The organism is Thalassotalea insulae (assembly GCF_030161395.1).
Classification (GTDB): Bacteria; Pseudomonadota; Gammaproteobacteria; order Enterobacterales; family Alteromonadaceae; genus Thalassotalea_E; species Thalassotalea_E insulae.
This window is the reverse complement of the sequence record NZ_BSST01000001.1, coordinates 3,216,041-3,231,304: the sequence shown is the minus strand read 5'-3', so window position 1 is coordinate 3,231,304 and position 15,264 is coordinate 3,216,041. Positions and strand designations below refer to the sequence as shown.

The following is a 15,264-nucleotide window of genomic DNA, read 5'->3' as shown; positions in this document are numbered from 1 at the left end:
GGACGATCGCAAGGAATTATTATGAATACATTATTTGAAATTACCGGTTTAAACCTTGATTTACTCATCTTTCTCGCTATTGATATCAGCATCGCGATTTTATTATTAGGTGCAATGAAATTTGTCTCTGGCGTATCAGCTAAGGTCAATGCCACCAATGAGTTAGCCAAAGAAGACAATTTCGCCTTTGGTATTAGTGTTGCCGGAAGCATCGCCGCATTAGGCATTGTTTTAACTGGGGCTATCACAGGTGAAAACGCGCAAAGCTACCAATTAGAAATTATCGGTATGCTCTCATACGGGTTACTGGGATTAGTATTAATCAAGGTTGGCCGCATTTTACACGATCGTCTGGCGCTACAAGAAATAGATAAAACCGAACAAATCAAAGCGCGTAACATTACCGTGGGCTTAGTCGATGCGGCAGGTGCTATTGCTACGGCAATAATCATCCGAGCGGTACTGCTTTGGGTCCATGGACTAACCATAAGTACCTTCTTTGCTATTATTGCCGGTTTCCTGGTGGCACAGACTATGTTGATTTTAGTGACCCGTTTAAAAGAACGTCAGTATGCCAATAATAACCAAGATGACAGCATGCAGGAAGCATTTGCCAATGGCCAAGTTGCGTTGGCAATCCACTACTCCGGACAAGTGATCAGTACCGCGTTAGCAGTGACAGCAGCCAGTCATTTTTTAATATATAGTCCAGAAACCTTAGCCGTCAATCTGCTCGGTTGGTTGGTGATCAGCGTTATTATGACCATTTTAGTAGCCCTACTAACAGCACTCGCAAAACGTATCGTGCTTTGGGGTATTAATTTGTCAGAAGAAGTCGATCAACAACATAATATCGGTGTTGCCAGTGTTGAAATGGCGATCAGTATTTCTATTGGTTTGATCTTAACGGCACTCATGGCATAAACCTGAGATCAATAATTATTGAATCATTTCTTTAGTGATTAAGCGCACCAAACAGCAGCTGTTCTGGCACGATCTGCTGCTGATCATCACCATGGCAGTACTGGCCGGTTGCGGCCTGATTTACGAGTACCTGCTGTCACATTACGCCGGACGTGTCTTGGGTGTCATGGAAAGTGCCATCTATACCATGATAGGTTTAATGATAGTCGCTATGGGCTTAGGTGCATTTGCCGCGCGTAAAATACGCTGTGCCTTTAATGGCTTCGTCTGGCTCGAATTAACCATCGCGTTTTTAGGTAGCAGTGCCATTTTATTAATCGCACTACTTATTGCTGCGACACAAACACTGCCACAGCTAATGGCGGAAACTTTTACCTTACCTCCTGATGCCTTACCCCGTGGCGGCTATTTTAAACAATTAACCCTGCTTGCCTTTAACAGTCCTTATTTCTTCGGCTTACTGCTCGGTTTTTTTATCGGTATGGAAATCCCGTTAATTGCCAAGATACGCGAGCAAATCCACCAAAAGCATCTGGCGAATAATCTCGGCACTATTTACGGCGCTGATTACATTGGCGCTGGGTTTGGCGCTGCTATCTGGGTCATTTTTTTACTGACAATTGATATTAGTAAAGCCAGTGCATTAACCGCAGCATTAAACTTGGCCGCCGGAGTGATCTTTATCATTTACTACTGGTCAAGATTGAACTGGCGTAAAACCCTGCTCAGCTTACATGCTCTGTTACTAATACTGATCGTCATTGTATATCATCAAGGTAATGACTGGCTTAATCGGCTTAATAACCTGCTCTATTTAGACAAAGTCGTCTATAGTGATAAAACCCGTTATCAACAGCTGACTTTCACCGAGCGGGCGCTGGGTGTTGAACAAGCGCCGATTATCAATTTTTACTTAAATGGCCGCTTACAATTTTCTTCAGCAGATGAACATATTTATCATAGTTATCTGGTAACCCCTGCACTGGCTGGTTCAGCTCGACAAGATAACATTTTAATCATTGGCGGCGGAGATGGACTCGCACTCAGAGACGTCCTAGCCTGGCAACCTCAGCAAGTGACATTAATCGATCTCGACCACGAGCTCATTGAGCTATTTAAATCACCAGCTGAGCGACTGCCACAGCCACTGGCAACGCGCATTGCCCAATTGAATCAAAGCGCTCTATCAAAAGATAATGTCAAACTTATCTACAGTGACGCTTTCATTGCCATCAATGAATTAATCAAGCAACAGCAAAGCTTTGACGCCATCATTGTTGATTTACCCGACCCAAGCCATCCAGATTTAAATAAACTCTATTCCGTTAATTTTTACGCGCGACTAAAACAATTATTGGCAGGAGATGGCTTAATTGCGATTCAATCAACTAGCCCCTATCACGCCAAAGATGCTTTTATAGCCATCGGCAAAACGGTAAAATCCGCTGAATTTAGCCATGTTGAGCAGTATCATGACAATGTTCCAAGCTTTGGCGAATGGGGTTGGACCATTGCCGCAAAGATGGGCAATAGCCCGAGACAACGACTACAACAGCTGACAAGTTTTCCGGTAAAACAACATTGGTTAACTCTGCCGATGTTACTGGGCAGTTTTGAATTTCCTAATGATTTTTATCACAATAAACAAAATGTGCCAGTCAACTATCTCGGCAGCCATAAGCTCTATCAGTTGCATCAACAGGCTTGGCAACAGCAACAAGGGTTAAATAATGCCTATAGCCAATAAAAAACAAAAAAATATGCTTTAATAGAAAAATTATTAAAATAGTTTCTTGACATATTATGTCATAGTGGTAAATTGAATTTATCGACATAATATGTCGCCAGGTTGAAACTAACAGTTACGCTCAACCGTTTAGAATAAGATGAGGAATCACATGAATATTCACAAAATTGCGAACCACTTGAATGCACTCGCGGATAACTCAGAAACAGGCATGGTGTTTGATTGCCAACCTATTTCAGGGGAAGTCGATGTATTACAAATTACCGTTATCGGACGTGAAGAGTTACCTATATTTGTTTCGGTTACCGACGATCAAATACTCTGTATCAGCTACCTATGGGGCAGCAACGAAGTCAAAGAGGAATGTCTAACTGAAATGCATCAGGTAATGTTGGAAATGAACATTCCTATGCCGTTATCATCATTTTCAAAAATTGGTGATAAATATGTGATTTTTGGCGCTTTATCTATTAGTTCAAGTTTTGACGACATTGAACACGAGCTTGCGGTATTAAGTAATAACGCCATCGAAGTGATCGATGATATGAGTGATTACTTAATTTAATTAACCACCTATTGGAGTTTTATTATGAGCATTTTTAAAAAAATTATGACCGCTATCCGTGGTGGCGCAACAGAAGTTGGCGAATCTATAGTTGATGCTAATTCAACCCGAATTTTTGAACAAGAAATTCGCGATGCGGAAAACCATTTAACCAAGGCGAAACGTGACTTAACCGGCGTAATGGCGCAACAAATGGCATCTAGCAGAGAAGTTGAGCGCATTAAGCGAGATATTACTGAGCATGAAGGTTATGCGGTGCAGGCCTTAGAAAAAGGTGATGAAGCACTTGCCCTTGAGGTTGCGGAAAAAATTTCTTCATTGGAAAGTGAATTGAACACACAACAACAGGCATTAGACAGCTTTGAAGGTAATGCGAATCGCTTAAAAGAATTAGTGAAAAAAAGCGAACGTCAGGTACAGGAATACAAGCGTCAGCTTTCCATGGTGAAAACCACAGAAAGCGTGCAAAAGGCAACTTCTGCCATTACCGATAACTTTTCATCGAGTAACTCTAAACTGTTAAATGCTAAAGATTCATTAGAGCGTATTAAAGCAAAACAGCAAAAATTTGATGATCAAATGAAAGCGGCTGAAGTGCTGGCATCAGAGAATTCAGATTCATCACTGGAGGCGAAACTAAAAGAAGCGGGGATTGGTGCTACCGATAACAATGCCAACTCAGTATTAGAACGCTTAAAAGCCAAACAAAAATAATCATTAACGCAGCAAATAACCGCACCATTAGCACAAGTGTTAAGGTGCGGTTTTATGGTATCAGACAATGAGTTTTTTAAAGAAAATTTTTAGTAAAGAACAGCAGCAACGTCAGGTTTCAAAAGTACAAGATTTGCACGTCGGTGACATGATCATCCTCACTGACAGCTTTGCCCTACCAGAAAACCTGCGCAATCAACAGTTTCAAGTCAGTGCAGTCAATAGCTATGAATATCAAAATCATACTGATACCGAGTGGGTATTAACAGGCAAGGATGACAGTGAGCTCTATCTCAGTTTAGAGGTTGACGATAAAACCTACTTAAAGTTTGCGTTAAAGGTCCAACATCAGGATGTCGAAAGCCTGTTCGATCTCGATGAATTTGCAACCATATTTGATGAACCTGGACAGGCATTTTTAGATAGAAAAACAGACTCTCAATTATCTCAGGGTTGGAGTGCAAAGCAGTACCAACAAAGTTTATTTGCCAAGGTCGGCTATTTCCACCGTAAAGACCACCGCAGCGAAACACTAAGTGTCTACGAAGGAAAGGACGCAGGAGAGCAATTTGAGCTTTATCAGCTGTTGAGCGAAGATCAAAGTCGAGGGATAGAACTGGAGGTTTGGCAAGATGGTGAAACCGATGTTTTTCTAACCTTGTATCGTCCAACCCACGATATTGTTGACATGTTTCCAGGAAGTTAATTGTGAGTAGAAAATTACCCGAAAAATGGCAATCCTCCGTAAAGGCTGCTAAAGCGACTCAGGTAGCGTTCGATATAGATGAAAAGATCCAGCTAGAAATCCGTAAAGAAGCATTAGAGGACGGCCTCAGTCCGTCGGATAAAATTCGTGATATTTTAGGGCTCCCCATTAACAAACGGCCTAAACGTCCAAGGCTCACCGTGAGTTTGTCGCCGGATGACTACCAGCTATTAGCTCAAAAATATCAGTTAGATGCCAGCCAGCAACTGGAAATCAAACGTAAATTGATGGATGATTTAATCAAATATGTTATTGAAGAGTAATGGCTCAATAAAACAATGAAAGAACCACTAAAAGCTTATACCATCGACGAATATGGTGTTAAAAATTATAATTCGTTTTATTTATTATTAATCACTATTGCCGTGCTCTACGGCATTATTGCGCTACTATCAATTCCTTTATACCACTACGAAGTTACCAGCAAAGGTAACATCCAATCCTACCGTGATGCATTCTGGACCCTGCAAATGAGTGCCAGTACTATTGGTTTTGGTGATTTTTACCCAGTAACTATGCAAGGACGGATTATCGTTGCCGCGATGTTTTATATTGGTGTCGGTATGGTCGGCTTTGTCGGTGCACAATTTGTTAATAAATTTGTTGGTTTTTCAGATACGAATGTTAAAAACCGCGAATTAAGAAAGCAAAACAAAGATTTGCTTGAACATAATTTACAGTTAGAACGAAAAATTGATCTACTAGTTGAAAAGGTCGAGCGAATAGTTATACAAGAAAATGATGTCAAGTGAATTAAATAATTAGTATTAATAGCCTTTTGATTTTTGCTAACTATGCCATACTGGTTCCAAGAGTAAAAACTAGATAAACAATCAGGGAGTTCACATGTTGAAAAAAATATCACTTATTGCCGTTATTTCGCTAACCGTAGGTTGTGCCAGCAGCGATGGTTTAGAGCAGCAAGTGTCAACTTTATCTAATAAGGTTGACAAACTAACAATGGAATTAGCCAAAGTGAAAGCACAACAAGAAAAAAACACCCAGGCAATCGATGCACTTGAAACAGCTCAAGAGCAAACCAATCAACGCATTGATAACGTTGCGGCAAGTTATAAAAAATAATTGCCCGCTCTATTATGACTAAAACACTATCGATAAAGCAGCTATTCGCTGCTTTACTGTTCTAATGTCACCACTAAGCCTGACGGCTGACTTAATAAGTCGCTAAGCTGAATCCTGGCGCTTTCACTATCACCAATAAATGCATTAACTGCTGTTGGTAAACTCGTCATTGAGATCTGCCCTTGTTCACTTAACGGCTGATGCACTTCGATCAGTTTAGCGCCATTTGGCTCATACGACATTTTAATTGCCTGATCGACGATTCGGATCTGAGTACCGACCGGGACATTGAAATACAACCATTCTATATCTGGTGCATACATACGAATACAACCTGAACTCGCACGCATGCCAATTCCCATACGCTGGTTAGTACCATGGATCAAATACTCACTGGTATCAATTCTTAATGCGTATTTGCCAAATGGATTATTAGGGCCAGCAGGAATTTCCTTTGGCAGTGTTTTACCATGCTCCTGAAAATAGCGCTGTCGATACGCTTTAGTCGGGCGCCAAACTGGATCTTTACGCTTATCACCAATATGGCTTATTACTTTTGGTGTCGCCAGCCCTTCTCGTCCAATACCGACCGGGAAAACATAAACTAACGACTCACCGGGAGGAAAATAATATAAGCGTAGCTCAGATAAGTTCACCACTATGCCTTTACGCTCAGCAAACGGTAATAACATTTGTTTAGGGATCTGAATATAGCTTCCGACAGCAGGAAGAAAAGGATCAACCTCAGGGTTTGCCGCCATTAATGCCAGTAAGCCAACATCGTGATATTCCGCCAATGCCTGAAAATAATCACCTGTTTCCACCTGATAACTCAGCGGCTCACCCAGTAAGCGAGAATTATCAGCAGGTAACGGATAAACAGAGGCGTAAGCTCTCTCAACCATTAACAGAAATAAGATAATCGCATGAACTAACTTCATTAACTCAACCAATACGCAGGCAAAGATAACGCCAGCTCTTTGCTATGTGCGAGTGCCGTTAACAGATTCTCCACCTTACCTTGCTGCCACCTTAGCACCTTGTTATTTGTTTGCTCACTATTTTTTGCCAGCTTTTCTAATTGCTGTTTAATAATCCACAAGCTTTGTAATTCTTTTAAGCCTTGTTTCATATCAAGCCAGGGGGTACGAAAATCAGCCCGTAACTGTTCATCAAACAGCTGACCAAACCAGTGTCCAGTTAACAAACAGCGATGTAAAACCTGGCGCTTTGCCAGATAACTTTGCGCGTCCAACTGAGTTAATTGTGTCATTTGTTGTTGCAGTTCTCTCAGGCTGTCTGAAAGTTTCACCTGCGCAAATGGCAACAATTCACTATTCGCCTGTTGTTTAATCAAGTTTTCATTTTCGCTACCATTAACTATCAGCTGCAATAACTCAAGTTGTAACTTATTAAAACGTTCACTTTGCAATAATTGCATCACCATCAAACTGTCGGGAAAATGCTGTTTCTCAATTTTAAGTTGCTCGATCAACTGCTCACTGTATTCCAACTTTTTGCGGTAATTACCAGTTTTATTCATTAATTCCCGCAAATAAAGCGCATTATCGACCCAAGCAAACAATTGAATAAAATGGCTAATTTCCGAGCGTAATTTTTGACATTCAAGGGTTAAGCTTTCATTAAACAGCCAAAAACCATGACGCAATAACGATAAGATATCGACTAGTTCAGCCAGCTTAACAAGCTTTTTTGTGGCAATATAATTAGCAACAACTTGTTGCAACGCTTGTAGGCAAAAATCAACACCACTAATAAAATAACGGCTGGTTTGTTGAGCGGCACATTCTATATCTAAGCTTATCGGCGTAACTGGCTTGTCTTTATTAGCAAACAATTGATAACCTCGCGCTGCTTTACTTTTAGTCCCTGCACGCAAGGCCAGCTGAGTAAACAATAACTTAGCTAAAGCAAATAAATCATCCCGTTCACCGGACAACAGTTCTAACTCCAGTTCACAAATATCAAGGTTACGGCCATCAGAAGAAACGGTGCCCTGATCAAAGGCTAATTCTATCCTGCTATTTTGATAATTGATTTGCCATATTTCGCGTGAAAAATCGGTATTAAACAATGGAATAAGCTGAGCTTGTAGTTGAGAAATATTTTCATCTACTGGCCAAATATCATGTGGAAATAACGTTAAATCAGGAAAAGCCTGAGTAATATTAACGTTATACTCAGGCCTTTGATGCAAGCCACCAACAACAACCCCTGCTGTTTTTATCGTTTGTTCAATCTCCCCTTCATCAATGCGAGTGCGTAGTCCCATATCCAGCTGACGCAACGCCAGCTCAGGGGTGTCAAAATAACAATTAGTAAGTTTTTTATGTTGATGTGTAAAAGCAAGTGATTGCGTTTTCAGTAACTCAAATATCTTAGCTGAGACATTGGTATTGCTCACTAAAAATTTAAGTTCGACTTCAGTTGTCATATACGCCTTAAAATTTTCAAAATAGCGACTTATCGATTGATTAACCTTACAAAAGCTCAGCCAATGAAGCAATATTTTTCCTTGCTATCAGCGACACAAAGCCCTACTATTTTCCCTAGAATAAGAAGAGAGACATTTTGGTAACTAAATGAAAAAAATTACATGTTTGCTGGCAAGTGTATTAATCGCCACTAGTTTTATCGGTCACGCAGAAGAGACAGAGCAAACAATCGACGATAATTTCACCACCGCTTATATCTCAGATGACTTATTTATCTACATGCATGCTGGTCCAGGTAATAATTACCGTATTTTAGGTAGCATCAATGCTGGTGATGAAATAAAACTCACTGGTAAACAAGAGAATGGCTATTATCAAATAATCGATACTAAAGAGAGAGCCACTTGGGTTGAAGCTAAATACGTCAGTACTAAGCCTGGTTTACGAGTGATGATTGCAGAACTTAATACCAAGTTAGCCGACAGTGAAGACATCAATTTGCAAACGACCAGTGATCTGGCAACAGCGAATAGAGAAATAGTTAAGCTAAGTGAGCAGACTAAGCAATTGAATCAACAAATAAGTCAGCTAACACAAGAACTTACTGAGACTACATCACAGTTATCAACCCAAGATATGGCGATCAAAAAAGAATACTTTTTTAATGGTGCTATCGTGCTTGGCATCGGTCTACTGTTTGGTCTGATTTTACCGCGTCTGGCAGCACGTAAAAAATCCAGCATGGACAGTTGGAAGTAACAGCAACAATTTCTACTATGGCAATCAAGCATTCATGATAAACTAATCTCAGTTTTATCTTGAATGCTTATTTTTTTTTATGAAAATTATTTTCGATGTCCTGCACTTATACTATCTTCCTCAATATTTACCTGTTTACCATCAATTACTAAAATCAAACGCAGGTAGCGCAATATTTGTTTTCTACCGCGGCATTCACGATGACATTATTAATAGCATCATAGCGCAAGAATCACTCGACTATATCTGGGTTGATAATGAACAACAAGCCGTTGAGTTTTATCAAAAAGAAAAAGCGGATTGGGTGGTATTTGCCAATAGTTTTCCCCATTTGTCTCTGGTACACCAAGTCAGTCAATCAGTACAACTTGGCCACGGTATTGGGCCAAAAGCCAGTTATTATACTAAATCAGATACCGCAACTTCAGTGCGATTTGTCGAAGGTCAATACCGTACCGATCGGTTTAATGCAATGTACCCTGATGACAACTTTGTCAATGTCGGTTTCTGTAAACTCGATCCGATTATTAATGGTGAAACTCAAGGCTTTAAACTCGATGAATTAGGGCTGGCCCCAGAAAAGAAAACCTTACTCTATGCGCCGACGTTTTATCCGAGCAGTATTGAATGCTTTCCTAAAAATTGGCCAGAGCAATTTAGCCACTACAATATTTTACTCAAACCTCACTACTTTTCATTAAGCAAAGAAAAATATTACCAACAAAGATCCTTACTGGAACATTGGCAAACTTACCCTAATGTTTACCTTGCTAAAGTAAGTGATTACTCATTAGTACCATTTTTGACCAGTGCAGACCTGATGATCAGTGATGCTTCGTCCGCGCTATTCGAATTTGCCGCATTAAATAAACCTGTGATCTGGTGTGATTTTCTAAAATTACGCTGGAGCTATCGCGGTATATTTTCCTATCGTTTTAAAAAGCGTATGGATCAAGATTATGGTGAATATGCCGAAATTGCCGTGCATGCTAAAAACTACCAGCAATTAGCTCATTTAGTGGAACAACAGATCGCAAATCCTAAGCAATTGGAAACAACACGCTTGGCCTATGCTGAAAAACTTGCCGGTAACTTAGATGGTAATGCCAGTGTCCGTATAGTTGATTATCTGGTGAGTCATCGCAAGCGCTAACATTTTTACAACAAATTATCCTATCGGTGCTATCGCAATCACCGGGCATAATGTAAAATAGCGCCGATAAATATTGAGTAAGTAGGCATAAAATGAAGAAAATTGGCTATACCACAGGTGTATTTGATCTATTCCATATTGGACACTTAAACGTCTTAAAGCGGGCAAAACTTGAGTGTGATTATCTTATCGTTGGCGTTACCAGCGATGAGTTATCGTTAGCCGCTAAAAATAAAAAACCTGTGATCCCATTTAATGAGCGCATGGAAATTGTCGAAGCAATAAAATTTGTTGATGAAGTGGTACCACAAGTCAATTATGACAAAATGGAAGCCTGGAATAATCTGAAGTTCGACCGCATGTTTGTCGGCGACGATTGGAAAGGCACAGATAAATGGAACCAAATCGAAAAAGATTTCGCCAAAGTTGGCGTTGAAATCCTTTACTTCCCTTATACCAGCCATACCTCCAGTACTAAGTTACGAGAAGTATTAGACAAAATAAAATAATAACTCAATGAAAAAATTAAATCTGACTGTTGCTGTACTGGCATTATTTGCCTGCGTTACTAGTAACGCTGAACCTTGGGTAGACACCAGTAATACCTTCTTACGAGCCAATATTCAGCTACTTGCCGATAAAGGCGTTATCACGACTCCGGTAACAACCTTTCCGTTGATGTGGCATGATATCGCCAAAGATATCAGTCAGGCCTACTTATTCAAACTGGATAAGCCTACTCAACAAGCCCTGCTCTATGTTCGACATCAGCTTCGTTTAGCGAAACATAACCAGAAAACTTTATCCTTAGATCTGGCAGCAAAAGATAAACGTTTTACCAGCTTTGGTGAAGATTTTCGCACTAAAAATAACGCTAAGATCAGCACTACTTATATCGGCGATAGTATTGCAGCCAAAATATCAACCACTTATAGCGTATCCGCCGAAGAGAATGAAGATAAGTTACGTTTCGATGGCAGCTATGGCGCTTTTTTCTGGGGCAACTGGGTCTTTTCAGCTGGAATGCAAGACCGGTGGTGGGGACCAGGCATTGACAGTAGTTTAAGCGTAACCAATAACGCCCGACCTATGCCGGCACTGGCATTATCACGTAAATCTGCCGAGCCGGTGACTATCCCCTGGACGGAGTTTAGTATCCCCTGGACAGTTACCACTTTTATGGGGCAGATGGATGATAAACGAGTTGTTAAAGATGCATTGCTCTGGGGCTTTCGCCTGAATTTTAAACCAGCACAAAATTGGGAAATTGGTATCACCCGACTGGCTCAATGGGCAGGAAAAGACCGCCCGGGTAATTTTTCAACCTTTATCGATGTCTTAAAAGGTTTGGATAATTGTGGTGGTAACGGCCCAACAGTAGATGAATGTGCAGCAGGTAAAGAACCAGGCAATCAATTGGCTGGCTATGATCTTCGCTGGTCAACAACATTATTCAACCATCCAGTCGCTGTATCTGCCACTATGATTGCCGAAGATGGTGATCGTAAAGGCGGTTTAAGTATCTTTGGTGAAGAACGCTATCAGGCAAATATTGAAACCCAAATCACCGCATTTAATTATCACTGGAAACTTTACCTCGAAGGCACTGACACCTATGCGCTCTGTAAAGACGGCCATAATGGTGACGGTACCAGCAGCATAGGTGATTGTTACTACGAACATCATATTTACCAAACCGGAATGCGCTATCATGGTAAAACGGTTGGTAGCTTGTATGACAATGATGCAACAAGCTTAGTTATGGGCGCTATTTCACAATCCGCCAGTAACACCCAATTTGAATTTAAAGCTCGTTGGTTACAGCTAAATAAGGATAATCACGATAAGGCTATAGATAATAAGCTCATCGGCAACCCCCTAACGCCGATAGCTGAAAATATGCTGATGCTGTCCGCTAAAGTGCAACACAGCTATAGAAACTGGCGCTTGACCTTTGGCACAGAGCTCAGTCGTTCTCGCTTTAACAACAATAAAAGTGATGACAACAATAGCAACCTATTTATCAAACTAGAATATAATCAGTAGCGGGATTACCGCTACTAAAACTTCCAATAATTCAATTTCTTACGCATTTTTAGGCGCCGGCGTAGATTCAATGGTTTTGCCTTTAAATGTGCCGTGCCTTTATCAATTAACCAGTTAATTGCCGCCAGCGTGCGCTCACTGGACTTACCATCGCGCAGCGGATGAATCGCATGACAATGGGCGTTAATTTTGTCGAGTTGCTGCGGCGGGCAATTTAACGCCAATTCAAGGTTTTCTTTAAGATCACTTGCCTGAGTAAAATGTATCATCCAAGATTCTGGCCGGCGATTATTCAGCGCGACTACCGGCTTTTGCTGTAGTGCAAATTCAGCCAATACCGACGAAGTATCAGACAGCAAAACATCCGCCGCTTGTAACAGCGGGATCAACTCTGCCGTTTCAACAAAACGTAACTTGTCACACTCGAGCGCTTTAAACATCGCGATTTCTTCAGCTGTTGCTTTGGGATGAAGCTTAACCAACCACTGCCATGCTTGATGTTTCAATAAGGATTTAATTTCAGGTAATAACGAATAAGTGCTAGTCAGCTTAGGAGAAAATGTAGGTGCATATAAAATTAACGGCGCTGCAGTTCGGTAGGAAGCGGTCAACGGATGCGGATTGAACAAAGCATCCAGTTTCCCCCAACCTGTTTCAACAATTTCACATGTACCATCGTTGATTTGCTTAAAGGCCTGAGTAATATTCGGCCCCTGAGTGCAATATAAATCAAAGAATCCCCGGATATTAAATTTATTTTTCTTACCGGAATCAAAGCCATGAAATACTTGTACTTTAATGCCAGGAAAAAAATCGGGAATATAATTACCTGGCGCTAACACCGCATCTGGAGCAAACGCCATGACCGCATCAACATCAATTAAACGATTATCTTCCGCCAACAAGTAACTTTCAGCTTCCGCTCCTTGTGGCACAAACCAGGCAAATTTTGCTCCTTGCTTTGTTATTTGCTCTGCTATCGGTCTTAAAATACTAAAAGAGTAAGATAAAGTAACATAAAAAAGGTAGCGATATTCTTTTTTTGACTTCTCTAGCTTATCTGACATACCTAACAATATTAATGATGACTTACCTTCATTTTACTTAACAATATTAAGATTTCCACTAATAATAAAAACAAGCAAAAACAAGTTACTATGACGACTTATATGAATAGTTAATAACTTTAGACATTTTTACTATCAAAATAAGTTTGACAATATTTGAGCAAATACGTTACTAATAGCTTAGCGAAGTCATTAGATGACTAAAACACTTTACAGACTTAACGAATGAAAACAGCAAAAATTTTAATTATTAACCTCTTACTCCTCGCAAAAAATGCGCGGATAGGTTGTGTTTGCTAAAAATTCATTAAGCTTTACAAAATCACTAAAACCCGCGCTAATAACCGCGGGTTTTTTTATGCTCGCTTTTAGCTGCTAGTCACAAATAAAGGAAAGAAACATGGATAATCGAGTCATCATATTTGATACCACTTTGCGTGATGGTGAACAAGCATTAACAGCCAGCTTATCGGTACATGAAAAGCTGCAAATTGCACAAGCGATTGAACGTTTAGGTGCTGATATTATTGAAGCCGGTTTTCCGGTATCATCCCCCGGAGATTTTCAATCAGTCCAACAAATTGCCAAAACAGTTAAAAACTCTATTGTTTGTGGTTTATCACGCGCGGTTGAAGCTGATATTAAAGCCTGTGCTGATGCGCTAAAGGTAGCAGATCAGTTTCGTATTCATACCTTTATTTCGACATCTGATGTCCATGTCCAACAAAAATTGCGCAAAGGCTTTGACGATGTTGAAGCAATGGCGATTAATGCCATTAAATATGCACGAAAGTTTACTGATGATGTTGAGTTTTCCTGTGAAGATGCCGGACGTACGCCAATCGATAATTTATGTCGCATGGTCGAAAATGCCATTAAAGCTGGTGCAACGACCGTCAATATTCCAGACACTGTCGGTTATACCATACCGAATGAGTTTGGTGGCATTATCACGCAACTTTTTAATCGCGTACCCAATATAGATCAGGCGGTCATTTCCGTCCATTGTCACAATGATTTAGGCTTAGCCGTCGCTAACTCTATTTCAGCAGTACAGGTTGGTGCCCGCCAAATAGAATGTACCATTAACGGCATCGGTGAGCGCGCCGGTAATTGCTCGTTAGAAGAAGTCGCTATGATCATTAAAACCCGTCAGGATTTCCTAGGTGTTCATACAAACATTAACCATCAAGAAATTGCTCGTAGCTCTAAATTAGTCAGCCAATTGTGCAATATGCCCGTTCAACCTAACAAAGCCATTGTTGGCAGTAATGCTTTTAGTCATTCATCCGGTATTCATCAGGATGGGATGTTAAAGGCTGCCAATACCTATGAAATTATGACCCCGGAAAGTGTCGGCATCGCCAAAACTAAGTTAAATCTAACCTCACGTAGCGGTCGTCATGTGATTAAACACCGTATGGAAAGCTTAGGTTATCAGGAAAGTGATTATCACTTGGATGAGTTATATGATGACTTTTTAGCACTAGCAGATAAGAAAGGGCAGGTTTTTGATGATGACTTAGAAGCGTTATTGTTCAATATTCAACAGCAAGAAGAAAAAGACTTTTACCACTTAGAAACCATGAATGTTCAATGTGGCGTCGGAGAATTTGCAACGGCAAGTATTAAGCTAGTTTCGGGACAGCAGAATCAAATCACCTCGGCAACGGGTAACGGTCCGGTCGATAGTTTATACCGAGCGATAAAACAAGCGGTTGATATCGACTTTGAAGTTTCTGACTATAAGATTTCCAACAAAGGTACCGGCGAAGATGGCTTAGGAAAAGCAGACTTAGTCGTCAATTGGCATGGGCGTAATTTTCATGGTTATGGATTAGCCACCGATGTTATTGAAGCATCAGGGCAAGCATTAATCCATTGTTTAAACAGCATACATCGAGCAAAAACCATTGCCGAAATCAAAGAACAGCAAAAAATAGCACAAGTGTAATTAACAGTAAGCAGATTAACAATTAAGGTT

16 protein-coding genes are annotated in these 15,264 nt (G+C 40.5%); 13 read left to right on the top strand and 3 right to left on the bottom strand.

What is annotated here, in order from left to right; genetic code table 11:
• The first annotated feature begins 21 nt into the window (after nucleotides 1–21).
• The 8 genes from QQK06_RS14605 (at nucleotide 22) to QQK06_RS14570 (ending at nucleotide 5,799) form a co-directional block, all read left to right on the top strand.
• The gene (locus tag QQK06_RS14605; protein ID WP_284245480.1) at nucleotides 22–924 is read left to right on the top strand and encodes a DUF350 domain-containing protein; all 903 of its coding nucleotides are present in this window, start codon (nucleotides 22–24) and stop codon (nucleotides 922–924) included.
• 34 nt (nucleotides 925–958) lie between these two features.
• Nucleotides 959–2,671 carry a polyamine aminopropyltransferase gene (locus tag QQK06_RS14600; protein WP_284245479.1) on the top strand — a complete coding sequence of 571 codons (1,713 nt, stop codon included), beginning with the start codon at nucleotides 959–961 and terminating at the stop codon, nucleotides 2,669–2,671.
• 151 nt (nucleotides 2,672–2,822) lie between these two features.
• Complete coding sequence (locus tag QQK06_RS14595; RefSeq protein WP_284245478.1) at nucleotides 2,823–3,236, top strand: YjfI family protein; 414 nt, start codon at nucleotides 2,823–2,825, stop codon at nucleotides 3,234–3,236.
• A gap of 24 nt (nucleotides 3,237–3,260) precedes the next feature.
• Nucleotides 3,261–3,950 (top strand): PspA/IM30 family protein, encoded by a 690-nt coding sequence (locus QQK06_RS14590; RefSeq protein ID WP_284245477.1) that lies wholly within the window; start codon nucleotides 3,261–3,263, stop codon nucleotides 3,948–3,950.
• A gap of 67 nt (nucleotides 3,951–4,017) precedes the next feature.
• Nucleotides 4,018–4,656 (top strand): hypothetical protein, encoded by a 639-nt coding sequence (locus QQK06_RS14585; RefSeq protein ID WP_284245476.1) that lies wholly within the window; start codon nucleotides 4,018–4,020, stop codon nucleotides 4,654–4,656.
• A gap of 2 nt (nucleotides 4,657–4,658) precedes the next feature.
• Nucleotides 4,659–4,979, top strand: coding sequence for a hypothetical protein (locus tag QQK06_RS14580; RefSeq protein ID WP_284245475.1), 321 nt, complete (start codon nucleotides 4,659–4,661; stop codon nucleotides 4,977–4,979).
• A gap of 15 nt (nucleotides 4,980–4,994) precedes the next feature.
• Complete coding sequence (locus QQK06_RS14575) at nucleotides 4,995–5,468, top strand: potassium channel family protein (protein WP_284245474.1); 474 nt, start codon at nucleotides 4,995–4,997, stop codon at nucleotides 5,466–5,468.
• Nucleotides 5,469–5,562: 94 nt separating this feature from the next.
• A complete protein-coding gene (locus QQK06_RS14570; protein ID WP_284245473.1) occupies nucleotides 5,563–5,799 on the top strand; it encodes an LPP leucine zipper domain-containing protein in 237 nt (78 codons plus the stop codon).
• 53 nt (nucleotides 5,800–5,852) lie between these two features.
• Here QQK06_RS14570 and QQK06_RS14565 read toward each other — a convergent pair whose 3' ends face one another.
• Together QQK06_RS14565 and QQK06_RS14560 are read right to left on the bottom strand one after the other, a co-directional pair.
• Complete coding sequence (locus QQK06_RS14565) at nucleotides 5,853–6,740, bottom strand: L,D-transpeptidase family protein (protein WP_284245471.1); 888 nt, start codon at nucleotides 6,738–6,740, stop codon at nucleotides 5,853–5,855.
• Nucleotides 6,740–8,254: a CYTH domain-containing protein gene (locus tag QQK06_RS14560; RefSeq protein ID WP_284245470.1), complete on the bottom strand. Its 1,515-nt coding sequence runs from the start codon at nucleotides 8,252–8,254 to the stop codon at nucleotides 6,740–6,742. The genes QQK06_RS14565 and QQK06_RS14560 overlap by 1 nt, the downstream gene beginning before the upstream one ends.
• Nucleotides 8,255–8,402: 148 nt before the next feature.
• Between QQK06_RS14560 and QQK06_RS14555 the strand changes: the two genes are divergently transcribed.
• The 4 genes from QQK06_RS14555 to QQK06_RS14540 all read left to right on the top strand — a co-directional run bounded on the left by QQK06_RS14555 (nucleotide 8,403) and on the right by QQK06_RS14540 (nucleotide 12,213).
• A complete protein-coding gene (locus tag QQK06_RS14555; protein ID WP_284245469.1) occupies nucleotides 8,403–9,014 on the top strand; it encodes a TIGR04211 family SH3 domain-containing protein in 612 nt (203 codons plus the stop codon).
• A gap of 79 nt (nucleotides 9,015–9,093) precedes the next feature.
• Nucleotides 9,094–10,167 (top strand): CDP-glycerol glycerophosphotransferase family protein, encoded by a 1,074-nt coding sequence (locus tag QQK06_RS14550; RefSeq protein ID WP_284245468.1) that lies wholly within the window; start codon nucleotides 9,094–9,096, stop codon nucleotides 10,165–10,167.
• Nucleotides 10,168–10,259: 92 nt separating this feature from the next.
• Nucleotides 10,260–10,676: an FAD synthase family protein gene (locus QQK06_RS14545; RefSeq protein ID WP_284245466.1), complete on the top strand. Its 417-nt coding sequence runs from the start codon at nucleotides 10,260–10,262 to the stop codon at nucleotides 10,674–10,676.
• 7 nt (nucleotides 10,677–10,683) lie between these two features.
• Complete coding sequence (locus QQK06_RS14540) at nucleotides 10,684–12,213, top strand: capsule assembly Wzi family protein (protein WP_284245465.1); 1,530 nt, start codon at nucleotides 10,684–10,686, stop codon at nucleotides 12,211–12,213.
• Between the two features lie 14 nt (nucleotides 12,214–12,227).
• On the opposite strand, the gene QQK06_RS14535 is transcribed toward QQK06_RS14540, so the two are convergent.
• Nucleotides 12,228–13,280 carry a CDP-glycerol glycerophosphotransferase family protein gene (locus QQK06_RS14535; protein WP_284245464.1) on the bottom strand — a complete coding sequence of 351 codons (1,053 nt, stop codon included), beginning with the start codon at nucleotides 13,278–13,280 and terminating at the stop codon, nucleotides 12,228–12,230.
• A gap of 400 nt (nucleotides 13,281–13,680) precedes the next feature.
• On the opposite strand from QQK06_RS14535, the gene leuA reads away from it, so the two are divergent.
• A complete protein-coding gene (gene leuA / locus QQK06_RS14530; protein ID WP_284245463.1) occupies nucleotides 13,681–15,234 on the top strand; it encodes a 2-isopropylmalate synthase in 1,554 nt (517 codons plus the stop codon).
• The last annotated feature ends 30 nt before the right edge of the window (nucleotides 15,235–15,264 follow it).